The following is a 25,422-nucleotide window of genomic DNA, read 5'->3' as shown; positions in this document are numbered from 1 at the left end:
AAAAAAATTTGATAGGATAGAAAAAAAATAAAAATTTTTTAGGGAGAAGGAAAGCAAATGAAAGTCATCTGGAATGACCAAATTGTTGATAGAAGTGAAGTGAAAATTGATATGGAAGATAGAGGGTATCAATTTGCGGACGGGATTTATGACGTTGTTCGGGCCTATAATGGACAGTTTTTCACTTTAGATGAACATGTAGACCGTTTCTTTTCCGGCATGAATAAAATCGATCTGGAAGCTCCTTTTACAAAAGATGAATTGAAAAGCCGTTTAAAAGAATTGATCCAAATCAATAAAATCGATACTGGGAATGTTTATTTCCAAATCAGTAGAGGAATAGCGTCTCCTAGAGACCATATTTTTCCAGACCCTACTGATGTGCCGCCGGTTTTTACGGCGTCAACGACAGTAGTCCCAAGAAATCAAGTTAAAATGACGAACGGTATTACTGCTGGTATTGTCCCTGACACTCGTTGGCTGCATTGTGATATCAAGTCCATCAGTTTATTAGGCAATATTTTAGCGAAGCATACCGCGCATAAAGAAGGTTTTGATGAAGCTGTTTTGCATCGAGATGGAATAGTGACGGAATGTTCTTCTTCTAATATGTGGATGGTAAAAGACGGCATAGTTTATACACATCCAGATGGTAATTTGATCCTTCCGGGGATCACTAAAATCGTTTTACTTAGAGCTGCAGAAAAAGCAGGCATCCCTGTAAAAGAAGAAACATTTACGTTAGAGGATCTGAAACAAGCGGACGAAGCTTTTTCTTCTAGTACGACTATTGAAGCTATGCCGATCATTGAAATTGACGGAGTAGCTGTAGGACAAGGAAAAAGAGGTCCTGTCGTTGAGAAGCTGCAACAGTACTTTGTGGCTGAGATCGAAGCTCAGTGTGGAAGTATAACCATCACTAACTAAGTTAAAAAAAGACACCCTGCAGGGGCTCAGAGATCACAACTCTAAGCTGCCTAAGGGTGTTTCTTCTTGTTCAAGTAAATCGTCGGTTAGAGCTGGAGCAACAGTGTTTACTAAAAGAGAATGACACTCGTTCTTTTGGGAGTCAATCAACTCTTTATTGTAACCAATTTGTTCAGCTTCAAATAATTTTTCTAAAACTTCTTTAAAATGAGAACCATATTGGAACACTCTGTCTGGCTGTTGAATATTTTCAAAAAAGAAATCTACTTTACTATCCCAAGTTATCGCAATGGTAGGGATATCCAAAGAGACAGCAATAATGTGACTGTGCAGACGGAAAGAAATGATACTGCGGTAGCTGGCTATGGTTTGAACTAACTCTATCGGCTTCAATGGACGCTTGGCGATAGCCGATTCATCATAGCCGCATAATTGGGCTATTTTAAGTGCTAACTCATAATCGTCAAAACTGCCATTGCAAAATAATTCCCAGCGTATATCCCTATCATTCAATGACGTAATGATATTTGAATACATTTTGATGACTTTGTCGTCTTTCTTACGGCTTTGGCTGATAACTCCTAGACCAATTACATTGCTTCCGCTTTTTTGGATATCAAAAGCTTCAGAGGCCCACAGAGCACAATCATGAGATTGAGCAGCTTGCAGATGAGTAGGAAGTAATCTCTCATTCATTTGATTCAAGTGATCCCGAGCACTGATAGAATCAATATTTTGATGATTCAGAGCATGTTGCAGCTGTTTTTGCAATAATACGCTGTTGACGCGCCCCATGCCGCATGCATTAAAAATGGTCGGTGTATCGTGTTTTGCTAAATACTTCATATGCCGATGGATAGGCAGACTAAAATAATCCATAAATAATTGACCACCTGCAAATACTGCTAAATCATAGGGTTGGTCGCTGATTTCTTTGGTTTTTTTCGATCTTTTCCAGCGTCCATGAATATATAAGGCGTAAAGAAAAGTATTTCTGTTCAACACTCTATGGGCCCATTTAGAGATGAGGTATTTGCTTCGACCAATGAGCTTATTTTGTCCGTTGTATTCATTCATAAAATCTGATCGCCCGGATAAGTCAGAACGCACTAACTTTGAACTGGAAAAAGCTTCTTTGATCAGGAATTCAACAGATTGGCAAATGACTCCGTCACCTAAATTTTCTGAGAAATGCTCACCAATAACGAGGACTCTTTTCTTCATTTCTCATCATCCTTTCGGTCACTCAATAAGGGTGCTTAATTTAAAAAAAGAAGTATGAATTAATGATACAATAACAAAAGATAAACATTTTTGCACCTCATAAGTTTATTGCATAAAATGACTGAAAACTATTACATCGTTAGAAGTTCTGTATTTTTGAATTTGTTGCTTGACTGATGGTAGTTTTGTATCTAAAATAGATAACGAAGAGTAGGATGGATGTCTGAGCTGATATCTGTCTTTTTTTGTCCAAAGGGTAAATAATTTGCTTTTTAATTTATAGCAAGGAATGATTTTGGTATGGACTTAGAATATAATTCTGGATGGAAGTTGCATCCAATCGGTGGTGACACTGGACAAGCTTATATGGGAACTAAGGCTGAGGAAAAGCTTTTTTTAAAGCGGAATTCTTCACCTTTTTTGGCTGCACTTTCTGTTGAAGGAATCACTCCAAGATTGATTTGGACGAAACGAATTGGTAATGGAGATGTTTTAACAGCCCAAGAGTGGTTGAATGGACGTACCTTGAAAAAAGATGAAATGTCATCTTTAGACGTGGCGCATTTGCTAAGTCGTATTCATAATTCTGAAAACTTAAGAAGAATGCTGACAAGAGTTGGAGGACAAGAAGTTAGACCAACTGATCTACTGAGTGATTACCAAACCGATCTTCCGTTAGATTTAAAAAAACATTCATTTTTAAGAGATGTATTTCATCAATTGTTAGATACCATGCCAGCAGTAGAATCCTCTAGCTTAAGAGTCTGTCACGGTGATGTGTATCGTAAAAACTGGTTATTATCAGATGAAAACCGACTGTACTTAGTGGACTGGGACTCTGCAATGCTGTGCGATCCAGCCAGAGATTTAGGCGTTTTGCTGTGCCAATACATTGAAAAAGATGATTGGAAATCCTGGTTATCTCATTATGGGATAGAGCTGACAGAAGAACTGACCGAAAAAATGGTATGGTATGCAGCAATGAATTATCTGATTCAAATTAAACAACACCATAAAAAAGCTCGATTCTATAAAATGAATCAAGACATTATTCGATTACAAGAGTTGGTTACGATCAACTGACTATATCTATTATTTGTTTTAGAACTTATATTGAAATCAATCATCGATCAGGGAGCCAAGACAATATGTCCTGCTCCCTTTTCCTTGAATTAAAAATGGAAGAACTGATAGAAGAGGAGAAAATGATATGCGTTTGAGAAATAAGCCAGAAGCACCTGAAAAAATTGCCGGCTATCCACAATTTATTCCTGAAAATCCAGAAGAATTGAAAGGGAACTGGTCATCACGTTTTGACAACAACCATCCTATCCATATTGAAGTAGGAACAGGAAAAGGCCGTTTTATTTATGAGATGGCTAAATTACATCCAGAAATCAATTACATCGGAATTGAACTTCAAGTGAGTGTGATTGTAACAGCATTGGACAAATTAATCGAAGCTGAATTGCCGAATCTTCAATTGCTTCATGTAAACGGTGGAGAGCTTACTCAATATTTTGAAGCAAATGAGATCGATCGAGTTTACTTGAATTTTTCAGATCCGTGGCCAAAGAATAAACACGAAAAAAGACGTTTGACCTATAAAACATTCCTTGCTGGTTATGAAGAAATTTTGGTGCCAAATGGAGAGATACACTTCAAAACAGACAACCAAGGCTTATTTGAATATTCATTAGCCAGTTTTTCACAGTATGGCATGATCCTAAAACAAGTCTGGTTGGATTTGCACAACAGCAACTTTGAAGGCAATGTAATGACTGAATACGAAGAGAAATTCTCCAATAAAGGAAACCGTATCTACAGAGTAGAAGCCCAATTCAGAGCTTAAAAAATTGCTCAAAAATGAAACAACCCAATTTTATACAAATTTCCTAGCTTAAAGTGAAAAAAATCAGCAGCAGAATATATTCTGCTGCTGATTTTTTAGTTCATTCTGATCAAAGACGATAAATATCTAAAATAGTACCTGTATAAGCATCGGCTAGAAATTCGTATTGCACTAAATCATTTTCTTCTATACGAGAAATACCGCCATAGTAAACTTTCGTTTTTAAAGCGAATTTTTGCATAGGAACTTTCGTGAGTTCGATCCACGAACCTTCAATAGGGCCTTCTTCTAAAAAAGCTTTTTTCACTCGTTTCAGAATTTTATCGCCATTCAAGGGTTTATTTTTTTTCACATAATTATTTAAGCAATACCCGCCGACTACTCCTGCGCCAAATAAAACACCGCCACATATGCTCAGAGTGGTTGTAAGGTTATTTTTACATGTCATACTCATACCTCCTGACTCTATTTTTCTACACATACAGTATAGCTTATTTCGAGGGAAAAAAGAAATTAGAGAGTTCTACCTTAAAATTAAAGGGGATATCAGTTATAATTAAATGGAAAGAGAAATCCCAACACATGAAAGGGGGAAGCGGCACAGTTTCTATTAGTAGATAATGTGACTGCACAGAATGGAACAAACTACATTTGATTTAATTAAGAAAATGACCGAGCTGCAAGGGACCAGTGGATTTGAACACCGCGTTCGTAAAGAACTGCGCAAAGAAATCACTCCTTATGTAGATGAGATCAAGCAAGACGGTTTAGGGGGGATTTTTGGAATCCGCAAAAGCAAAACCGAGGACGCTCCCAGAATTATGGTTGCAGCCCATATGGACGAAGTGGGTTTTATGATTGCCAATATTACTAAAGAAGGGTTATTCAGAGTTGTTCCTCTAGGCGGCTGGAATCCTTATGTTGTTTCAGCGCAACGATTTACTTTGCAAACAGCTAAAGGAGATTATCCTTGTGTATCTTCTTCTGTGCCACCTCACTTACTAAGAGGTACAAATGGAAAAGGAAGCGCACCAGATGTAGCAGATATTTTATTTGATGCTGGATTTGATTCGAAAGAAGAAGCAGAATCTTATGGTGTTCGCCCGGGAGATGCTATTGTACCGTTTGCTGAAACCGTCAAAATGGCGAATGGGAAGAAAATTCTTTCTAAAGCTTGGGATAATCGTTATGGAACGACAGTGGTCATTGAGTTGTTAAAAGAATTAGCTGGAGAAGAATTACCAAATACGTTGATCGCTGGAGCAAACGTTCAAGAAGAAGTTGGTTTGCGTGGGACTAAAGGTGCGGTGCATATGTTAAAACCGGATCTATTCTTCGCTGTCGATTGTTCTGCAGCAGATGATTTAACAGGCGATAAAACTAAATTTGGTCATCTGGGAGAAGGCTTCTTACTACGCTTGCAAGATCCTGGTATGATTACGCTAAAAGGAATGCTTGAATTTTTATTGGATACGGCTGAAACACATAATATCCCATATCAATATTTTATTTCTAAAGGCGGTACAGATGCTGGAGCAGCCCAAGTGATGAATAATGGCGTTCCAAGTGCAGTTATCGGAGTATGTGCGCGTTACATCCATACGCATCAAACGGTGTTCCATATGGACGATTATGCAGCAGCAAAAGAGATGTTGATGCATATCGTTCGTACATTAGACCGTAGCACACTGGAAACGATTTTGAAAAATAACTAAGCGAAAAGAGCGAAGTAAATGAAAGTATTAACCACAATGGAAGAATTTAAAACGTTAACTGCGGAAGGCAAAACAATCTTTTTCTTTACTGCCGATTGGTGTGGAGATTGTTCTTTCATCAAACCAGTGATGCCCGAAATTGTTGAGCATCATCCTGAAATAACATTTGTCGAAGTCGATCGCGATCAATTTATCGATTTATGCGGTGAATTGTCTATTTTCGGTATTCCAAGTTTTGTAGCTTTCGAAAAAGGCGAAGAAATTGGTCGATTCGTGAATAAAGACCGTAAGACTCAAGAAGAGGTCGAAAAATTTATTTCCACACTTTAGATGTTAGATAGAAACTAATTTGGAGGGATTATCATGGCAAAAGATATTCAAGAATACAAAAGAATTATGGTCGCAGTGGACGGAAGTGCTTCAGCCGAGTATGCATACAAGAAAGCCGTTAAAATTGCTGTACGAAATCATAGTGATTTGGTGATTGCTCATGTCGTAGATACCCGAACATACAGTATGGGAATGCCTGCTTTATATACAGAAGGAATCATTACAGAATCGGATGACATGAAAGACCAACTGGCTGGTTATAAATCAGAAGCAGAAGCCCAGGGTGTAACAAATGTTACTATTGAAATGGCTAAAGGACACCCAAGAACGTTATTAGCCGAGGATATTCCGAAGCGCTATGAAGTAGATTTGATCATCGTAGGTCAAACAGGTCTTAATGCAGTGGAACGTTGGATGATTGGTAGTGTGAGTGAACACATTTTGCGTACAGCACCATGTGATGTTTTAATTGTCAAAAATGAATTGGAAAATGAGGAATAAGAATGATTGTAAGTAGTTATAATAAGAATGGTGTTGGCGATACATTGATCGTCATGCTGAAAAACAGCGAAAAAGTAGAACAAAGCTTTGAAAGAAAAGACAATGTTGCTCGTATCTTTAACGAATCAACAAATGAAACAGTAGGATACAACTTTTTTGACGTTTCTGAAATCGTAAAAATTGCTGGTAATGGTCAAGTCGTTTTATCTGCTGAAGAAATTGATTCATTGAATCAAGCTTTATCAGCTGCTGGATTTGAAGATGCGTTAGAAGCGGATAGCCGACCTAAATTTGTTGTAGGGTATGTAAAAGAATGTGTTCCGCATCCTGACTCGGACCACTTGAATATCACTCAAACAGAAATCGACAACGGTGAAGTTGTGCAAATTGTCTGCGGTGCATCTAACATTGCTCAAGGACAAAAAGTAGTTGTTGCCAAAGTTGGTGCAATGATGCCCAATGGAATGGTCATTTGGGATGGAGAATTAAGAGGAGAACCTAGTCACGGAATGATTTGTTCGGCACGTGAATTGGAGCTTAAAAATGCTCCAAACGAAAAAGGTATCCTAGTATTGCCAGAAACGGCTGTTATAGGAGAAGTGTTTAAAGGCTAGAGACCTGTCGCTTCTAATCAAGAAAGAAGCTGCCTCAACATGAGACAGCTTCTTTTTTGTCTAAATAACGGAAATTATAAATGGTTTCATTTGATACATCTTCCAGGGAACGCTACTATCGGATATGGATTTGTGATAAAATGGCTTAGGTACCAATAAGAGGGGAGGAGACCAAATTATGGCCAAATACCAAGGTCCTGTCTTTCATAGACAACTTCAATCAGAGAGAAAAAAGCAAACAGCATCTCCTCATGAAGTCAAAATAAAACCAACACAATCCGATAAAAACGATGTCCCATTTTATAAACAACATGAAACTAAACAGTCAGAGGAACCACTGTTGTCCTCAAAAGGATTAAAGCATAAAGTAACGTCTTATCAAGAAGACCGCAGTTCAACTCCATTTAAAGTAAAACAAGTGCCGTCTCCTTTTTATGGTTATAAAGAAAGAAGAGAAGAGAAAAAAGAAAGCGTCAATTATGCTTTTATTTATGAGAACTTATCCAAACAACCAGCAGATTTTTTATTATTTGATGAGTATTTATCTGAATTAGGCGAAGAACAAGTCTTGAAGTCAGAAGATAGAACGGAAGAAACAGAGTTTTTGGAAGTGCTGGAACAACAGGAAAATCAGCAGCAAATGGATCACACCCCACAAAAAGTGATTGTTGAAACCGATAATCTTCCTGTTTTAAAGGATTCACATGAACCTATGAGTTCAAGTCAAAAAGAAACTGAAGAAGACTTAAATCAAGAGGTGAATGAAACTTCGAACATCCATGATGAAACAGCTCAAGAGACTGATTATCTGGTTCAAGAAAGCCAACCTGCAATCATTCTTCCGGAAGAAAGTGTTGGTTCTGCTGAAGTACTTGATGAAGCAGATGTTGACTCAGTCGTGAAAGAAACTAAGAAACGCGGATTATCTCGTTCTCTAGCAGGTATGATTCGTGACGAACAAGACGAACGGTTAAACAAAGGAAGAAACATCGCGCGTTACTTTGGAGAAACAGAAGATGAACCTGCAGCACAAGCGGCCACCATTTCAGAGCTTTTGGCTAGAGCTAAGCAAGGTAAACAAGTAGAGGAACTAGAATCACTTTTCGAAGACGAACAGCCTTATATAGAGGCGACTACTGTTGAAGAAAATGAACTGATTTCAAAAGAGCCGTTCATAGTTGAAGCAGATTATACTGAAATAGAAGAATTGGCAGCAGAAGAAGCATCTCCATCAGCAGAATTATCGGAACTTGCAGATAGAACTCAACAAGAAGAGTCTTTAGATGAACCGGAAGAAATCATTGAAGCTGGTCCTCTTGTGGTGGAAGACACTGATTCAAATCATGAGACTCCAGTGACGGAAGAAGAGAATACCGTAGAAGAGCCTGTGGATAGTGAAGAAAAAATTCAAGAACAGGATGCTGCATTCGAAGAATTTTCGTCTCAGCCAGCAACCATTACGGAACTTTTGGCTAGGGCTATGCAAGGAGAAGAACAGTCAAATGAACTGGAAAAACTTTTAGAAGACACGGCTCCTAGACTGAAAAATGCGGTTCTCGTAGAGGAGGAGGCTGCTTCAGAAGCAGGTCAAGCAGCTAATATAGAAGTGATAGATGTCCATCCAACATTGATGAGTGATGTACTGGAAAATACTCCACCGGAGAAACAGGTTATTGATGAAGAATCTTTCATAAAAAGTGAAAAACCAGCTCTAAAAGACCCTATTTTAGAGGATGGGATGACTTTGGATGAACAGATGGAACCTGAAACTATCTCTTTTGAAGAGGTCATTGAAGAAACAGGTGAATTCCCCGAGGAACCGGCAGAAACCGACATGTGGATTGATGATGAAGAAACTTCGGAAGAAATTCATGTAGAAGCAGTCAGTGAAATCAACGACACTCAAGAAGAAGAGGATTCTGAAGGATGGAAACCAGATGAGAGTTACAGTGCCGAAAAACAAGTATTGCATTACCAATATCCCTCTTTAGACCTTTTACAAGAACCTGTTACTTTTGAGCCTAATGCCATAGACGATTGGGTATTGGAACAAGCGGAAATTTTAAACGAGACACTAGAGGCATTTAATGTTGAAGCCCAAGTTGTCGGTTGGACGATTGGTCCTGCTATCACTCAATTTGAATTGCAATTGGGTCGAGGTGTCAAGGTAAATAAAATCACAAATCTATCTGATGACTTGAAATTGTCTTTAGCCGCTAAAGACATTCGAATCGAAGCACCTATACCAGGGAAAAGTACAGTTGGTGTAGAAATTCCGAACAAAAAATCTCGTCCTGTCATGATTGCAGAAGTAATCGGAAGCCAAACGTTCAAAAATAGCGAATCTCCGTTAACGATCGCAATGGGTGTGAATTTATCAGGTGAAGCAGTTGTCACAACACTGGATAAAATGCCTCATGGATTGATTGCTGGAGCTACTGGTTCAGGAAAAAGTGTATTTATCAATTCACTTTTAGTGAGTTTGTTGTACAAGGCCACTCCGAATGAAGTGAAATTAATATTAATTGACCCTAAAGCAGTAGAATTAGCTCCATATAATGATTTGCCGCATCTATTATCCCCAGTCATTTCAGAACCGAAAGCAGCTAATGAAGCTTTAAAATGGGCTGTAAATGAAATGGAAGAACGATACCAAAAATTAGCTGCCGGTGGAGTGCGAAATATTGACCACTTCAATAAAAAGGTAGCAGCCAGTGGCGATTTCGCCTTGAAAATACCTTATATTGTCATTATTATTGATGAGTTGGCTGATTTGATGATGGTTGCCAGCAATGAGGTCCAAGATTCTATTGCACGGATCACGCAAAAAGCACGAGCTGCTGGAATCCATTTGATAGTCGCTACCCAACGTCCTAGTGTGGATGTGGTAACAGGTACGATCAAAAACAATATTCCAACCAGAGTGGCATTTATGGTTTCCAGTCAAGTGGACTCACGTACCATTATCGATACAGGTGGAGCTGAAAAGCTTCTTGGAAGAGGAGACATGTTATTCCAAGGAAATGGAGTCAACCAGCCAACGCGAATTCAAGGGACCTATGTAGAAGAAGAAATAGAGGATATTGTTGATTTTATCAAAGAACAACAAGAACCAAACTATTTGTTCCAATCTGAATCTCTTCTAGCTAAAGCTGAAGCTTTGGAAGGGAAAGATGACTTATTTGACGAAGTACTGCCATTCATTATTGATGAAGGCACTGTTTCTGCCTCCTCATTGCAGCGCAAATTTAGAATTGGTTTCAACCGCGCGTCTAACTTGATCGATACATTGGAAAGTGAAAATTTGATTTCAGAAAATAAAGGTTCAAAACCCAGAGATGTCTTTTTAACACGCAGCGATTACGAAGAAAAGTTTTTATAATAGAAAAAGAGATTTTCTGATTGTATAGAAGATCTCTTTTTGATTTTGTTTGATAAGATTTATAGGATACATTAGACAGGAAAATTTTTTGTTTTTTATTTGGAACCTGAAATCATTTTGTGTTCCTAGGGGCATAGTGCTCATCAACTTATTTTATTGAAGTCTTTCAATAAGCTCTTTTTGATTCCGCAAAAATATTTAGGTCTATTTGGGTTACTCATAGAGGCATAGGTTGAGTGGTATGCATCATCAATTATCTTATTTTGCAATAAATTTCAGTTCATTTATAACTTGAGATTTGTGTCGCTTATTGATTGAAAAGAAAATTAAAGCTGATTATTTTACAAACAATAAATATAAATGTTAGTATATCGTATACGTTATTCGGACAATTACATAAACTTTGTTAGACATTTTTTATGGAGGGATTAAGTATGAAGAGTTATATTCGTTTTGGATTAATGATATTGACTTCGACAGTGTTCATGTACTTTTTGATGTTTTTTAATATCTTTGAGTTGGACCATTTTACTTTTAGTGAGACTCGTGTGTACATGGCTATAATGATGGGATCTGTAATGGCTGTAATTATGTTGTTGTTTATGTGGAATATGTATAAGAAAAAGAAATTAAATTACATTATATTAGGGATTTCTATTGTTACTTTCGGTCTTTCTCTCTGGCTAGTGAGAAGTCAAAGTACAGTAGACGATACTTCATGGATGAGAGCAATGATACCTCATCATTCGATTGCTATTTTAACCAGTGAACGGGCAAATATTTCAGATCCTCGTGCTCAACAATTAAGAGATGAAATTATTGAAACCCAAGAAAAAGAAATTGCAGAAATGAAGAAACTGATTGAAGATATTGAAGAAAACGGAGAAGAATAAAAAACAATATAGTTACAAAAAATTGGTTTAATCTAATTACTTATGTGTTAGAAAAGATAAAATCTGTTGATTTCTTTATAGCGAAATCAACAGATTTTATTTGCACAGCACTATTTATTATTTCATTCAAGTCCATTATCGAGAATGGAGCTAAAAAATTATTCCTAACTAAAGGATTTGAGAAATCACATAGTTCTTCTAACTAAAGACAAAAAATTACCAGCATTAGAGTTAAACGAAAAACAAGAGCACTAAATAAAAACTAGCACAAAAGACATGACCTAACGTATGGACTTGGTCATGCCTTTTCGTTTTCTTTTATATCAGCAAGCCTGCTTAATATCTTAAGATAGATGAAAGAATAACTGTTTTTAAAAATAAAAAATTAAAATACTTTTGTGGGGTTTAATCGATTATCAGGATCAAAGACAGCTTTGACTTTGCGCATCATATCAATGTTGATGTTGGCTGTCAGAGCAGCAAAATATTCTTTTTTTATGACTCCAATACCGTGTTCTGCGGAAGGTAATCCACCTAGTTCGCCAATTTTTGCATATAGTTTATGCAAAACCTCGTCTCGTTTGGTTTCCCATTCTGCTTGATCTTGAACTTCGCCTCGAGCCACACAAGTGTGAAGATTTCCATCTCCAGCATGACCAAAACTGATCATACTCAAGCCGCTTTCTGCTTCCAATTCTTTTGTGTATTGGTACAAAGTGGCCAGCTGATTGATCGGAACAACTTCGTCCAGTGTTACTTGTTCGGTATAATTCACAACTGCAGTCAGTAGTGTGTCTCGTAAGAACCAGGCTGTCTTTTCAGCAGCAGGATCTGTCAATGGCAATAGTTCTACTAAATGGTGTTGTTTAACAGTTTCTTCAAGCAAGACCATACGGCTTTCAATTGACTCGCTGCTGTCGCCATCTAAAGTCAGCAATAAAAAGGCTTGTCCGTTTTGAACAGGGAAGGGCAAGTTGTTTTCTTTTTCACTGATCGCGATTCCGTCTTTTTCGAAAAACTCCAATGCAGTAGGATCAACGCCATGTTTTAAAATGTCCAACACAGCCTTAGTTGCATCTTGTAAAGTTGAAAAAGCGACGATAGCTGACAAGCTGGCTTTTGGAACGGGAATTACTTTCAGCTTGATCAGAGTAGTAATACCAAGTGTTCCTTCAGAACCAATAAAGAGGTCTTTTAAATCATAGCCCGAACTGCTTTTGATGTTCAATGAACCCAAAGTCATTTCTTCACCAGAAGCTAAAACCACGTCTAGTTCTCTGACATAATCACGCGTAACACCGTATTTAACTGCACGCATTCCACCGGCGTTTGTGGCTACATTACCGCCAATAGAAGAATGTTTTGAACCTGGATCTGGTGGATAAAAGAAGCCTTTTTTCTCGATGAATTCTTGGATCTCGCCTAGTAAAACACCAGGTTCAACTGTTAACGTCATCGTTTCTTCATCCAAGCCGATGATCTTATTCATCAAATGAACATCAATGATCAGTTCACCTTTAACAGGTGCAGTAGCTCCAGACAAGCCAGTACCAGCACCGCGAGCAATGATCGGGATGTCGACATGATTAGCAAATTTGACCAATTGAATAACTTCTGATTTTGTCACTGGTAAAGCGACCGCATAAATAGCCCCTGTTTCTCCAGCGTATTCATCATAGATATAATCTTCGGGGATTGCTTCGCCCACAAAAAGACGATCAGTATCTGAAATGATTTTTGTTAGTTCGTTTAATTCATTTTCTGGTATAGAATGTAGTTTATTCAATGATTAAATCTCCTTTTAAATCCATATACACGATTTGAAAACCGTTGCATTTACTTTAGCACTCAGCCTTTGATCTGACAACTATTTTTCTAAACAAAAAAGCAACGGAAAAAATTTCCATTGCTTAGATGCCGCAGTTTAGTTGCGAACGTCTTTGACGGTATCCAATAAAGCTACATCTTCAGCAGATAATTCAAAGTCTATTTGCGTATTTTCAATAATACGTCCTTCATGAGTGGATTTTGGTAAAGGCAATGTATTCTTTTCTAAACAATAACGTAAGCAGACTTGAGCAGGTGTTACGTCATATTTTTTGGCCATTTCAGTAATTTCTTTACCGTTTAACAATTCTCCAGTTGCAAGAGGAGAGTATGCTTCCACAACAATATTGTGTTCATGGCAAAACTCAACCAATTCTTTTTGCGCTTGGTAACGACCGATGTAGAAAGGAATTTGATTGACCATTGGAACGATATCGCATTGATCAATAATCGCCCGAATGTCGGATATTTCAAAATTGGAAACACCGATGGCTTTGATTTTTCCGTCACTGTACAATTTTTCCATAGCTTTCCAAGATTGTATATTTCCTTCAGTACAATCTTTTCCTTTTTCTTCCCAAGGCCATGGAGCGTGGATCAAATACAGGTCTAGATAATCTACCCCTAATTCAGCGATCGTTTTTTCAAACTCTTCTATAGTAGAATCGTAGCCTTTGATACTGGCACGCAATTTGCTGGTAATAAATACTTCTTCACGTTCTAAACCAAAATCTTTGATCGCTTTTCCTACATTTTCTTCGTTTTGATAGGCTGCAGCAGTATCGATGTGACGGTAGCCATTTTGTAAGGCAATCTTGACTGGTTTGTAAACCTCATCATTAGGAATCTGCCAAGTACCAAAACCAATATGCGGAATTTCTACACCATTGTGAAAAATAAACGTGTTCTTTTGAGCCATTTATGAATCCTCCTCTAGATAATTAGTTAACACACTTACTTTACCGCAATGAAATGGTTTTCGCTACTATTTTACTCATAAGTTAGGAGACAACACGATTCAGTTGTGTACCAGTAGAATTAGTGCAGTAAATATAAAATTTCATTATCCTACTCTATTTTAATAGTAAAAAAGAAGGGGGTTGTTCAATGAAAAGCCTTATTTATGTTAAAGATCTGTCATGAAGGCGGTTTATTATTATGAAGTCTTTACAACAATAAGTTTTTTGACATTTTTGAGTTTCCGTCTAAATTAAATCGTGGTATACTGAATCCGTTCTGAGCATGTAAACAAGCTGGAGCTCTATTGAGACTAAAATTAACTTTGAGATAGAAAAAGTTGATTTATTTTTTGTTGAAAAAAAACATTGAATCTAAAAAACGGCGTTGGGTTAAGGCGTGTAGACTCGTGACGCTTGAATGACTATATGGAGGAAATAAAAATATGAATGAAGAATTAGTTTATCACTTTGTAGGGATTAAAGGTTCTGGAATGAGTGCTTTAGCATTGATCATGCATGATAAAGGCTTTAAGGTACAAGGTTCTGACATAGAAAAATATTTCTTTACCCAAAAAAGTCTTGAAGAAGCTCATATTCCAATGATGACTTTTAATAAAGACAACATAAAAAAAGGGCAAATTATTATTGCAGGGAATGCTTTTCCAGATACGCATGACGAAATTGTAGCGGCAAATGAACTTGGACTTGAAGTGGTTCGTTACCATAAATTCCTTGGTGCTTTGATCAATAATTATACCAGTATTGCGATTACAGGTTCACATGGAAAAACCAGTACAACAGGTCTTTTGGCACATGTTATGGGGAATATTGAAGATACCAGCTATTTAATTGGAGATGGAACCGGTCATGGAGTTCCTGACGCAGATTTCTTTGTATTGGAAGCTTGTGAATATCGCCGTCATTTCTTGGCGTACGAGCCGGATTATGCCATCATCACAAATGTAGATTTTGATCATCCCGATTACTTTACCAGCGTAGAAGATGTTTTTGATGCTTTCCAAACGATGGCTCATCAAGTAAAAAAAGCGATCGTTGCGTGCGGAGACGATGAACAATTGCAACAACTTCAAGCCAATGTACCTATTTTGTATTATGGATTTGAAGAAAATAATGATTTCCAAGCTAAAAATCTAACGCGTTCTACAACAGGTTCTGAATTTGATGTGTATATGAGAGAGGAATATTTTGGACATTTTGAAATTCCTACATTTGGTAAACACAATGTCTTGAACGCTTTATCTGTCATTGCGATATGCCAATATGAAAACATTGATATTGAAAAAGTGAAAGAAAACTTAATGACATTTAAAGGTGTCAAACGTCGTTTTACGGAAAAGAAAATGGAAGATATGACGATCATTGATGATTATGCTCATCATCCTTCAGAAATCCGTGCCACAGTGGATGCTGCTCGTCAGAAATACCCAAACAAAGAAATCATTGCGGTTTTCCAACCTCATACCTTTACACGTACAGTAGCGTTATTGAGTGAATTTGCTGATTCCCTAAATCTAGCAGATAGTGTCTACTTGTGTGATATTTTTGGTTCAGCCAGAGAAGAGCAAGGCTCTGTAAAAATCGATGATTTAGCGGCTAAAATTGACGGTGGAGCTCCGATTTTAACGGAAGACAATGTTTCTCCATTATTGAACCACCACGATGCAGTTGTGATCTTTATGGGTGCTGGTGATGTTCAAAAATTTGAAAAAGCTTATGAAACGTTATTAAGCCAAACTTCATTGAGTAATCAATAAGCTGTTTAATACAGTAGAAAAATGTGGTACAATGAGAGAACTAAAAACGGAATGGAGGATTTGAAAATGGCAGCATCAATGAGATTGCGCACTAACTTTTTAAATCGTTAATTAAATAACCATTTAAAAGGTCCTGTTATATTGACAGATATTAGGGAGCAGTCTACCCATTTTCAAATCCTTAAAAAACTATTGAGATAAATGTCGAAAAAAGAGATAGGGGGATCTATCTCTTTTTTGCGTACCTAAAAACTGTTGATTTGCATGGACTATACTAAAGGAGTGCAAATATAATGGAAGAATTATCTATTGAGCTAAAAAATATGGAAGTCAGTTTTCAAAACAAAGAGGTCTTATGGATTGAACAGCTCACAGCTTATCAAAATGAGCGTATTGGAGTGGTAGGTAAAAATGGACAAGGAAAAAGCACCTTATTGAATGTGATAAGTGGAGAGTTGCAACCAAATTCCGGAACGATTAATCGTCAGGTAGTATTTAATTATTTTCATCAGGTGGAAGAGATGGATGAAACAAAACAAGCTGCAGAGTTGGATTCTCACATTATGGGGCGACTCAAAGTGCCGAATAATGCCATCGAAACATTGAGTGGAGGAGAAGAGACCAAATTTAGACTGGCTCAGACACTGTCTCTATATCAAATGGGGTTATTGTTGGATGAACCAACAACCCATTTGGATCGAGAAAGCGTCCAATTTTTAATTGAAGAACTAAGATATTATTATGGAACATTGATTGTAGTAAGCCATGATCGTTATTTTCTAGATCAGTTAGTAACCAAAATATGGGAGGTAGACAAGGGGACTGTTCAAGAATATGCAGGGAATTATTCAGCTTATGTGCGACAGAAAGAACAAGAAAAAAGCGAACAGCAAAGAGAGTTTGAAAAAGTATCGAAAGAAAAAAAACGCTTGGAACAAGCAGTAGAACAAAAAAAGCAACAAGCTCAAAAAATAAGTCAAGTCAATGAAAAACAAAAGAAACGTGCGATTCGTCCCGATCGATTGTCTTCCTCCAAACAAAAAGATACTGTTCAAAAGAATGTTCAAAAAACAGCTAAAGCGATGGAAAAACGAATTGAACAACTGGGAAAGGTTGAAGCTTTTCAAGAAACGAAAGAAATTCGATTTCCTGCTAGCGAAGAATTAGCGATACACAACCGATTCCCAATTAGAGGCAGTGATATCGATTTATACGGAGGAAATAAGCTGCTTTTGAAAAAAGCAAACTTTCAATTTCCTCTTGGAAAACGAATCGCTATTATTGGAGAAAACGGAAGTGGAAAATCGACTTTATTAAAATCTATTTTATCAGATGGAGAAGGCGTCACTCTTTCTCCGAAAGTAGTTTTCGGCACGTATCGACAAATGGCGTACAAGTTAACTGATTCCTCTTCACTACTGGATTATTTGATGAAACAAACTGATTTTTCAGAAAAAATTGTGCGTTCTGTATTGAATAATCTAGGTTTTTCACAAATGGAAATTAGGAAACCACTCAAATCGTTAAGTGGTGGAGAAGCCACACGGATTTCCATGGCCTTGCTGTTTATTAAACCGTCTAATGTATTGATATTGGATGAACCAACTAACTTTATTGACATCCAAACGATCAAATCTTTAGAAAAGTTTATGAGAGGTTATCCAGGTACAGTTATTTTTACTTCTCATGATCAATATTTTGTGGATCAAGCAGCTGACCAAGTTTGGGAAATAAAAAATCAGGAGTTTTCTTTAATTAAAGGAGACCCTGTATAAAATTGCTCGATGTTGTTTTGAAAAGAGGCTTCTTCGATTCTCGCTATCTACTTGCTTTTTTGTTAGAATAGTAAAGAGAAAACTTTGTTAGCTTGGAGCTGAAAACCAGCTAAATAATGGTTATGAGGAGACATAAAATGACTAAAAAAAAGAAATTAGTGCTGATCGATGGAAGTAGCGTAGCTTTTCGTGCTTTCTTTGGCTTACACGCTCAATTGGAAAAATTTAAAAATCATTATGGCCTGCACACCAATGCTTTATATGGATTCCATAATATGATTCAAAGTGTGCTGAAAGCAGAAGACCCCACTCATATTTTAGTGGCTTTTGATGCAGGAAATACGACTTTTAGAACAGAATATTTTCCGGAGTACAAGGCTGGACGTTCTAAAACGCCTGGTGAATTTACAGAGCAAATGCCTTATTTGCGTGATTTGTTAAAAGGATTTGGGATTGCGCATTATGAGTTGGTGAACTATGAGGCTGATGATATTATAGGAACCTTATCTATCAAAGTGGATCCGGAAGAATTTGATGTAGTGGTCATTTCTGGTGACCGTGATTTGACTCAGTTGGCTAAAGAAAATGTTCGTGTAGATATTACAAAAAAAGGTGTTTCTGATCTCAAACCGTATACAGTTGAATCGATCAAAGAAGAAATGGGGATTTCCCCTTTACAAATTATCGACATGAAAGGGTTAGCAGGGGACAGTTCCGATAATATTCCAGGTGTTACCAAGATTGGCGAGAAAACAGCGTTGAAGTTATTGCAAGAATATGGTTCGGTTGAAGGTGTCTATGAGAATATCGGTGCTATGAAGCAAAGCAAACGCAAGGAAAACTTGATCAATGAAAAAGATATTGCGCTGATGAGTAAACGCTTGGCTACTATCGATACCGATTCACCTCTTGAAATTACGATAGACGATTTAGAGTATCATGGAGCAGATTTGAAGAAATTAACGGAATTCTATAAAGAGATGGATTTCAAATCTCATTTAAGCAATCTGGATACTACAGAATTAGATGCTGAAAAAGAAGCCAATCGTACAGAGATTACGTATGAAGTCGTGACAGAAGTTACCGAAGACATGTTTGAAAAAGACATGGCTCTCTATGTACAAATGTTGAACGACAACTACCACACAGCGGAGATCGTAGGCATCAGTTGGGGAAATGCAGAACGGATCTATGTAGGAGAAGCAGATACTATTTTAACCTCTCCAGTATTCAAAAAATGGGCAGAAGATGAGTCTCTTTCAAAAGCTGCGTTTGATGCTAAACAAGTCTATGTGGCTTTGGATCGTTACGGCATTAAGTTATCTGCTATTCAATATGATGTATTGTTAGAAGCTTATTTGCTGGATGTGAAAGACAACTCCAATGATTTAGCAGCCATTGCAGAAGAGTACGATTACCATGATGTTGCTGGAGACGAAAGTGTCTATGGAAAAGGAGCTAAAATCAAAGTTCCTGAAGATATTTCTGTTATGCACACGCACTTGGCTCGAAAGGTAAAAGCTATTGCTACTTTGGGACCTGCCTTGATGGAAAAATTGGTTGCCAACGATCAAAAAGAGTTGTTTTCAGATATCGAGTTGCCATTAGCGATCATTCTTGCTGATATGGAAATCCAAGGAATCACCGTAAATGGTAAACGATTGGAAGAAATGAGAGATGAATTTGCGATTCAGTTAAAAGAAATCGAACAAAAAATCTACGCAGAAGCTGGTGAAGAATTCAATATTAATTCACCGAAACAATTAGGCGTTATTTTATTTGAAAAAATGGGTTATCCAGTAATCAAAAAGACCAAAACAGGCTATTCAACAGCTGTAGGGGTTCTAGAACAATTGCAGGATCAAGCTCCAATCGTGGAATTTATTTTAAACTACCGGCAAATTGCGAAGATCCAATCTACTTATGTAGAAGGATTATTAAAAGTTGTGCGTCCGGATACTGGTAAAGTGCATACGCGCTATATGCAAACTATTGCTCGTACAGGTCGCTTGAGTTCGGTTGATCCTAACTTGCAAAACATTCCGATTCGTCTGGAAGAAGGTCGTAAAATACGCCAAGCGTTTGTACCTAGAAAAGCTGGTTGGAAGATTTTTGCCTCAGATTACTCACAAATCGAATTGCGTGTATTGGCTCACATCTCCAATGATGAACATATGAAAGAAGCTTTCATAGAAGAGCAGGATATTCATTCCAGTACTGCTATGCGTGTATTTGGTATTGATAAACCAGAAGACGTGACAGCTAACATTCGCCGACGTGCGAAAGCTGTTAACTTTGGAATCGTCTATGGTATCAGTGATTATGGATTGTCTCAAAACTTAGGAATTACACGTAAAGAAGCACAGCAATTTATTGATACGTACTTCGAAAAATATCCTGGTATTGAAGCTTATATGGAAGATGTCGTCAGAGAAGCAAAAGAAAAGGGCTTTGTGGAGACGTTGTTCAATCGTCGCCGTTATTTGGCAGACATTAATTCACGCAACTTTAACTTGCGTTCATTTGCCGAGAGAACAGCTATTAATACGCCTATTCAAGGTAGTGCTGCAGATATTCTGAAAGTAGCGATGATTAAAATTGCTCAAGCGTTAAAAGAATCTGATCTGAAAGCGACGATGTTATTGCAAGTGCATGATGAGTTGATTTTTGAAGCACCAGAAGAAGAAATCCCGGCTTTGCAGAAAATGGTGGAAGATGTAATGGAGCATGCCGTCGATTTGAGCGTGCCGTTGAAAGTAGACAGCAACTTCGGCCAAAGCTGGTACGAAGCGAAGTAAAGTGTTGGAATGGAGGAAATAAAGTTTGCCGGAATTACCAGAAGTTGAAACTGTCCGCAAAGGTCTTGAGGCGACAGTAAATCAGGTGACGATTCAAAATGTCTCTGTGTATTGGGATAGGATTATTGCGGGAGCGATATCGAGTGCAGCTTTTAAAGAATTATTATTGGGGGAAACCTTGCGGAAATTTAGGCGCAGAGGAAAATTTTTGTTGCTGGATTTTGATCACTATACCTTGATTTCACATTTGCGCATGGAAGGGAAATATGAAGTGGTTCCTTCTGAAGATGAATTAAAAAAACATACACATGTCGTTTTTCATCTGACAGACGGCAGAGATATTCGGTACTTGGACGTTCGTAAGTTTGGACGGATGGAACTGGTCTCTCTGGGAGAGGAAGAAACGGTTGCTGGAATTCAGCGATTGGGGCCCGAGCCTTTTACAGAGGTGTTTTTGCTAGAACCGTTTCAATCTAAGTTAAGCCGCGTTAAAAAAGCCATAAAACCAGCATTGTTGGATCAAGGATTGGTAACGGGATTAGGAAATATTTATGTAGATGAAGCTTTATTTAAAGCTAAGATACACCCCATAAGACCCGGCAATTCTTTGAAGCCGGCAGAAGTTAAAAAGCTGCATCAAGCCATTATCCAAGTGTTGGGGAATGCCATCAAAGCGGGAGGAACTACGATACGATCTTACCTTAACGCATTAGGGGAAGCCGGGCAATTTCAACAAAAACTAACCGTTTATGGACGTACAGGACAACCGTGTATCAATTGTGGAAGACCGATTCAAAAAATGAAAGTTGCTCAACGGGGCACGCATTACTGTGCACACTGTCAAAAATGGACTGAAAAAAATGTCTTGCCTGTAGTATCGGATGAAGTCAAGAGCGAGAGCTAAGGATGGGGGGACTCAAATGTCTTTTGTTTTAGGTCTGACCGGCAGTATTGCTACTGGAAAGTCAACTGTAAGCAATGTTTTTAAACAAGCTGGCGTACCTGTAGTAGATGCTGATGTCGGTGCCCGCGAAGTAGTAAAGCCAGGAACAGAAGGGTTAAAACGGATAGAAGCTGCATTTGGGAAAGAGGTCGTAATGACCAGCGGGAATTTAGACCGCAAAGCATTGGGAAAAATTGTCTTTCAAAACAAAGCGGAATTAAAAAAATTAAATCATATACTGGGTGATTTGATAGCTGTCTGGATTCAGACTGAAAAAGAAAAGTACATTGATCAAGGAGCTCCACTAATAGTGTTGGATATTCCTTTACTATTTGAGAGTGGATATGATCAGGATGTAGAAAAAGTAATGGTGGTAGCCACTACACCCAGTATACAATTGGAGAGGCTGATGCAGCGAGATCAAATTGATGTCAAAGCTGCTCAACAAAAGATAGCTGCTCAACAATCCATTACTGAAAAAATCATGAAAGCCGATTTTGTGATCGATAACAACGGCTCCAAAGAAAACACTCAACACCAAGTGTTGTATTGGCTTGATAAGCAAGATCTTCGTAAATAACCTGGATGCAACAACACGCTAACGAAATCATCAGAATTTATCTGATTTCGTTAGCTTTTTTCAGTTCTTGTAAAAAGGGTTTGGAAAAGGAAAACCTGTTCTGATAAGGAATAAGCTGTTTTTTAGAATTCCTATCTGTGTTATAATAGGCTATATAACAAAGTACAATAGGATGATTATACAAAAAAATACTTTTAAAAAAAGGATGATGAACAGTGCAATGCCCTCGCTGTCAACACAATGGAACTAGGGTCATCGACAGCCGTCCAGCAGATGAAGGACGAGCTATTCGTCGTAGAAGAGAATGCGAATCGTGTCGATACCGTTTTACAACATTTGAAAGAATTGAACGTGTTCCACTATTAGTAGTGAAAAAGAATGGCGATCGCGAAGAATTTAACCGTGAAAAGATCCTTAGGGGTGTAATCCGGTCCTGTGAGAAGAGACCTGTTCCGATGGATCAAATGGAAAAAATTGTGAATGAAATTGAAAATGATATCCGTAGTTTAGGAGAAAATGAAGTGTCTTCAACGGTTATTGGAGAACACGTGATGGAAAAATTAGCAGAGGTCGATGATGTAGCGTATATTCGCTTTGCTAGTGTGTACCGTCAGTTTAAAGACATTGGAGTTTTTATGGAAGAAATGAAAGAATTGGAACGGAAGAAAACCGAAAAGAAATAAGTGATACGAAAGGAGTAGCCAAGTATGTCGTATCCTTGGAAAAACCTGAGTCCTAAAGATGGATTTATGGTCAAACAGAGTGCATTGCTTTCGGATATCGACCAACAGATTCTGACCTTTTTGTATCAACCTTTAATTGGTTCTGCAGCCTACAGTTTATATATGACGTTGTGGACAGAAACAGAGAAAGATACATTTTGGAGTGAAGGGATTCTTCACGCAGAATTGTTGTCGTTATTGAATCTCGGAATGCCAGAAGTGTATCAAGCCAGAATTCGACTGGAAGCTATCGGCTTATTGAAAACTTTTGTCCAAACCGAGCCCGAAAAGCTGTATGTCTATGAACTCCAAAAACCTCAAACGAGTAAAGCTTTTTTTGAAGAAGATTTATTTAGTTTATTGTTATTGGAGCGAGTGGGTGAACGAAAATTCAAGCAATTGCGCAATCGATTTTCAGTCCAGCCCATAAATAAAGATCAATATGCTGAAATTACGAAGTCTTTTTTGGATGTCTATCATATGAATACAGATCAGTTGAAACAACATGAGACCTTATTCAAATCCTCTCGTTCACTGATTGGGGATGCAGCGGAATCTGCAGTCACTTTGAATGCTGACACATTTGATTGGAACTTCTTTTACAATGGATTAAATCAGCACTATGTAAATCGTTCGGCGATTACAGCGGATATTCGTGAAACGATTCTGACGTTGCACCATATGTATGCTATTAATGAATTGTCGATGCAGCATTATATTTTGGAAGCATCAGATATGGATACAGGCGTTATTGATGCACGCAAATTGAAGAAAAATATTGTTGATGATTTCCACCGCGAAAATAAAGAGAAAATACAGTTGCAGGATGTTGTGCAACAAGAACTAGAAGTCACTACGGCCACTCAATCACAAAGGGAACAAGATTTGAAACACCAAGGTTTTTCAGACTCTGATATTCTAGTGATCGAAGCCAGCAAGCAGTATTCTCCGGCTGAATTTATGAACGATATCAAAGAACAGAAAAATGGGTACATCTCTAAACCAGAAGAATGGACATTGGAAGACATTGTAAAAAAATCTCATTTATCGAATCCGGTGATCAATATCTTGATCCATTACATTTTGGTCGTCCAAGGAAAAGTCGTTTTTGAAAAGGGACTGGCTTATACGATATCGAATGATTGGGCTCAAAATGAGATCAAAACACCAGAAGCTGCTTTGAAGAAAGTACGTGACCTGTACCAAGAAAACGCAGAGAAATACCAAAAGAATCAAGACCGGAAGCAAAATACTTCGGCTGCGCGGTCAAATAATAACTATTCACGGAATAAAAACGTTGTTCGCAAAGAGAAGCTGCCAGATTGGGCAAAAGAAGGGTACCAAACACCTAAAGAAACTTCGATTAGTCCAGAAGCGGAAAAACAACTTCAAGAAAGACTGGCACGTATTCAGAATATGCAAAAAGAAGGTGAGTAATCATGGATGATGTAGGAAAAAGCCTGACAAAAATCATCAAAGAGAGAAAATGGAACGAAGAGTTCAACAACTTGATGCAAGACGTTATGAATGATACAGATGTCGTACAGTTTATCCAAGAGCACAATGAGGAACTGGATCGAGCAGCTATCGAAAAAAGCGCAGCTAAATTGTACGAATTTGTCAATGAAAAGAAAAAATACCAGAATAATAAAGACAATCAATTGGCTCCTGGATATCAACCCAAATTGATTATGAATCACCACTATATTGATGTGACTTATGTGCCAACATCTGAATTAGTGGCAAAACAAAGGGAGAAAAGTATTAAGAATTTGATTCATTCGATGGATATGCCAAAAGGTATTCGTGAAGCAACACTCAAGGAGTTTCAAACTACGAATGAACGACTTCAAGCAAAGATAGAAGCTTTTGATTTTGTGGAAGCATATCTGAATGAACCGAAGAAGTTTCACCGAGGGCTATATTTACAAGGTTCATTCGGTGTAGGAAAGACCTATTTACTTGGTGCGATTGCCCATGAACTAGCAAAAAGCGGCTATTCATCTACCTTAATGCATTTCCCTTCTTTTGCGGTAGAAATGAAACAATCCATAGGTCAAAATACGACAGGTGAAAAAATCGAAGCCGTTAAGCGGGCGCCTATCTTAATGTTGGATGATATCGGAGCAGACTCCATGTCCAGCTGGATTCGAGATGATGTTTTAGGGGTTATTTTGCAATATCGAATGCAAGAACAGCTGCCGACTTTCTTTTCTTCCAATCTTGATATGAAACAGTTGGAAGAACATTTGACGTTCACTCAACGTGGGGAAGATGAGCCGTTGAAAGCTCAGCGAATTATGGAACGTATCCGTTTCTTAGCGAAAGAAATTACCATGCAAGGTGTCAATAGACGCCAACAACAATATGAAGAATAAAATGTTGAAAAAACTGTCAAGCGAAAGTTAAAATGTCCTAAAAATAAGGCTCACATTAATGCAAGCTTTTACTTCGCAAAAGCTTGCATTAATGTGACCAAATTTGTTAAAATTAGTCTTAAGCTGTTTGTTCAGCTTCGTACTCTTCGAGTGTTTTTCCGACACTGCGAAGATATCTTTTGAAAGATTCTAGTTTCCACGGGTGAGATTGTGGGGGAATATACTGG

General features: G+C 37.8%; 21 protein-coding genes. 17 read left to right on the top strand and 4 right to left on the bottom strand.

Going from position 1 to position 25,422, the window contains the following annotated elements; translation table 11 throughout:
* The first annotated feature begins 57 nt into the window (after positions 1–57).
* The gene (gene dat, locus ACEN4I_RS04680) at positions 58–927 is read left to right on the top strand and encodes a D-amino-acid transaminase (RefSeq protein WP_407095726.1); all 870 of its coding nucleotides are present in this window, start codon (positions 58–60) and stop codon (positions 925–927) included.
* Between the two features lie 33 nt (positions 928–960).
* On the opposite strand, the gene ACEN4I_RS04675 is transcribed toward dat, so the two are convergent.
* Complete coding sequence (locus ACEN4I_RS04675; protein WP_407102241.1) at positions 961–2,151, bottom strand: polysaccharide pyruvyl transferase family protein; 1,191 nt, start codon at positions 2,149–2,151, stop codon at positions 961–963.
* A gap of 300 nt (positions 2,152–2,451) precedes the next feature.
* Between ACEN4I_RS04675 and ACEN4I_RS04670 the strand changes: the two genes are divergently transcribed.
* Together ACEN4I_RS04670 and trmB are read left to right on the top strand one after the other, a co-directional pair.
* Positions 2,452–3,234 carry a phosphotransferase family protein gene (locus tag ACEN4I_RS04670; RefSeq protein ID WP_407095728.1) on the top strand — a complete coding sequence of 261 codons (783 nt, stop codon included), beginning with the start codon at positions 2,452–2,454 and terminating at the stop codon, positions 3,232–3,234.
* A 127-nt stretch (positions 3,235–3,361) separates the two neighbouring features.
* Positions 3,362–4,003 carry a tRNA (guanosine(46)-N7)-methyltransferase TrmB gene (gene trmB / locus ACEN4I_RS04665; RefSeq protein ID WP_407095729.1) on the top strand — a complete coding sequence of 214 codons (642 nt, stop codon included), beginning with the start codon at positions 3,362–3,364 and terminating at the stop codon, positions 4,001–4,003.
* A gap of 109 nt (positions 4,004–4,112) precedes the next feature.
* Here the strand turns inward: trmB and ACEN4I_RS04660 are convergent, their stop codons facing one another.
* Positions 4,113–4,451: a PepSY domain-containing protein gene (locus ACEN4I_RS04660; RefSeq protein ID WP_407102242.1), complete on the bottom strand. Its 339-nt coding sequence runs from the start codon at positions 4,449–4,451 to the stop codon at positions 4,113–4,115.
* 187 nt (positions 4,452–4,638) lie between these two features.
* On the opposite strand from ACEN4I_RS04660, the gene pepA reads away from it, so the two are divergent.
* The 6 genes from pepA to ACEN4I_RS04630 all read left to right on the top strand — a co-directional run bounded on the left by pepA (position 4,639) and on the right by ACEN4I_RS04630 (position 11,438).
* Complete coding sequence (pepA, locus tag ACEN4I_RS04655) at positions 4,639–5,718, top strand: glutamyl aminopeptidase (RefSeq protein WP_407102243.1); 1,080 nt, start codon at positions 4,639–4,641, stop codon at positions 5,716–5,718.
* A gap of 18 nt (positions 5,719–5,736) precedes the next feature.
* Positions 5,737–6,048 (top strand): thioredoxin family protein, encoded by a 312-nt coding sequence (locus ACEN4I_RS04650; RefSeq protein ID WP_407095732.1) that lies wholly within the window; start codon positions 5,737–5,739, stop codon positions 6,046–6,048.
* Between the two features lie 33 nt (positions 6,049–6,081).
* Complete coding sequence (locus ACEN4I_RS04645; protein ID WP_407102244.1) at positions 6,082–6,549, top strand: universal stress protein; 468 nt, start codon at positions 6,082–6,084, stop codon at positions 6,547–6,549.
* A gap of 5 nt (positions 6,550–6,554) precedes the next feature.
* Positions 6,555–7,163 (top strand): YtpR family tRNA-binding protein, encoded by a 609-nt coding sequence (gene ytpR / locus ACEN4I_RS04640; protein WP_407095785.1) that lies wholly within the window; start codon positions 6,555–6,557, stop codon positions 7,161–7,163.
* 178 nt (positions 7,164–7,341) lie between these two features.
* On the top strand, positions 7,342–10,545 hold the full coding sequence (locus ACEN4I_RS04635; protein ID WP_407102245.1) for a DNA translocase FtsK: 3,204 nt from the start codon (positions 7,342–7,344) through the stop codon (positions 10,543–10,545).
* 434 nt (positions 10,546–10,979) lie between these two features.
* On the top strand, positions 10,980–11,438 hold the full coding sequence (locus ACEN4I_RS04630) for a DUF305 domain-containing protein (protein WP_407102246.1): 459 nt from the start codon (positions 10,980–10,982) through the stop codon (positions 11,436–11,438).
* Positions 11,439–11,823: 385 nt separating this feature from the next.
* On the opposite strand, the gene ACEN4I_RS04625 is transcribed toward ACEN4I_RS04630, so the two are convergent.
* Together ACEN4I_RS04625 and ACEN4I_RS04620 are read right to left on the bottom strand one after the other, a co-directional pair.
* A complete protein-coding gene (locus ACEN4I_RS04625; protein WP_407102247.1) occupies positions 11,824–13,224 on the bottom strand; it encodes an FAD-binding oxidoreductase in 1,401 nt (466 codons plus the stop codon).
* A gap of 138 nt (positions 13,225–13,362) precedes the next feature.
* Positions 13,363–14,184: an aldo/keto reductase gene (locus ACEN4I_RS04620; protein WP_407095737.1), complete on the bottom strand. Its 822-nt coding sequence runs from the start codon at positions 14,182–14,184 to the stop codon at positions 13,363–13,365.
* Between the two features lie 483 nt (positions 14,185–14,667).
* Here ACEN4I_RS04620 and murC point away from each other — a divergent pair, with 483 nt between their 5' ends.
* The 8 genes from murC (at position 14,668) to dnaI (ending at position 25,195) form a co-directional block, all read left to right on the top strand.
* Complete coding sequence (murC, locus tag ACEN4I_RS04615) at positions 14,668–15,999, top strand: UDP-N-acetylmuramate--L-alanine ligase (protein ID WP_407095738.1); 1,332 nt, start codon at positions 14,668–14,670, stop codon at positions 15,997–15,999.
* A 293-nt stretch (positions 16,000–16,292) separates the two neighbouring features.
* Positions 16,293–17,774, top strand: a complete 1,482-nt coding sequence (locus ACEN4I_RS04610; protein WP_407095739.1) for an Msr family ABC-F type ribosomal protection protein — start codon at positions 16,293–16,295, stop codon at positions 17,772–17,774.
* A gap of 137 nt (positions 17,775–17,911) precedes the next feature.
* Positions 17,912–20,572 carry a DNA polymerase I gene (polA, locus tag ACEN4I_RS04605; RefSeq protein ID WP_407102249.1) on the top strand — a complete coding sequence of 887 codons (2,661 nt, stop codon included), beginning with the start codon at positions 17,912–17,914 and terminating at the stop codon, positions 20,570–20,572.
* A gap of 25 nt (positions 20,573–20,597) precedes the next feature.
* Positions 20,598–21,476 carry a DNA-formamidopyrimidine glycosylase gene (gene mutM / locus ACEN4I_RS04600; protein ID WP_407102250.1) on the top strand — a complete coding sequence of 293 codons (879 nt, stop codon included), beginning with the start codon at positions 20,598–20,600 and terminating at the stop codon, positions 21,474–21,476.
* A 16-nt stretch (positions 21,477–21,492) separates the two neighbouring features.
* Positions 21,493–22,095 (top strand): dephospho-CoA kinase, encoded by a 603-nt coding sequence (coaE, locus tag ACEN4I_RS04595; protein ID WP_407102251.1) that lies wholly within the window; start codon positions 21,493–21,495, stop codon positions 22,093–22,095.
* 215 nt (positions 22,096–22,310) lie between these two features.
* Positions 22,311–22,778, top strand: a complete 468-nt coding sequence (gene nrdR / locus ACEN4I_RS04590) for a transcriptional regulator NrdR (protein WP_407095743.1) — start codon at positions 22,311–22,313, stop codon at positions 22,776–22,778.
* Positions 22,779–22,802: 24 nt separating this feature from the next.
* A complete protein-coding gene (locus tag ACEN4I_RS04585) occupies positions 22,803–24,254 on the top strand; it encodes a replication initiation and membrane attachment family protein (protein ID WP_407102252.1) in 1,452 nt (483 codons plus the stop codon).
* A gap of 2 nt (positions 24,255–24,256) precedes the next feature.
* Complete coding sequence (gene dnaI, locus ACEN4I_RS04580; protein ID WP_407095745.1) at positions 24,257–25,195, top strand: primosomal protein DnaI; 939 nt, start codon at positions 24,257–24,259, stop codon at positions 25,193–25,195.
* The last annotated feature ends 227 nt before the right edge of the window (positions 25,196–25,422 follow it).

The organism is Desemzia sp. FAM 23990 (assembly GCF_045528485.1).
Lineage (GTDB): Bacteria > Bacillota > Bacilli > Lactobacillales > Carnobacteriaceae > Desemzia.
This window is presented reverse-complemented; position numbering and strand designations above follow the sequence as displayed.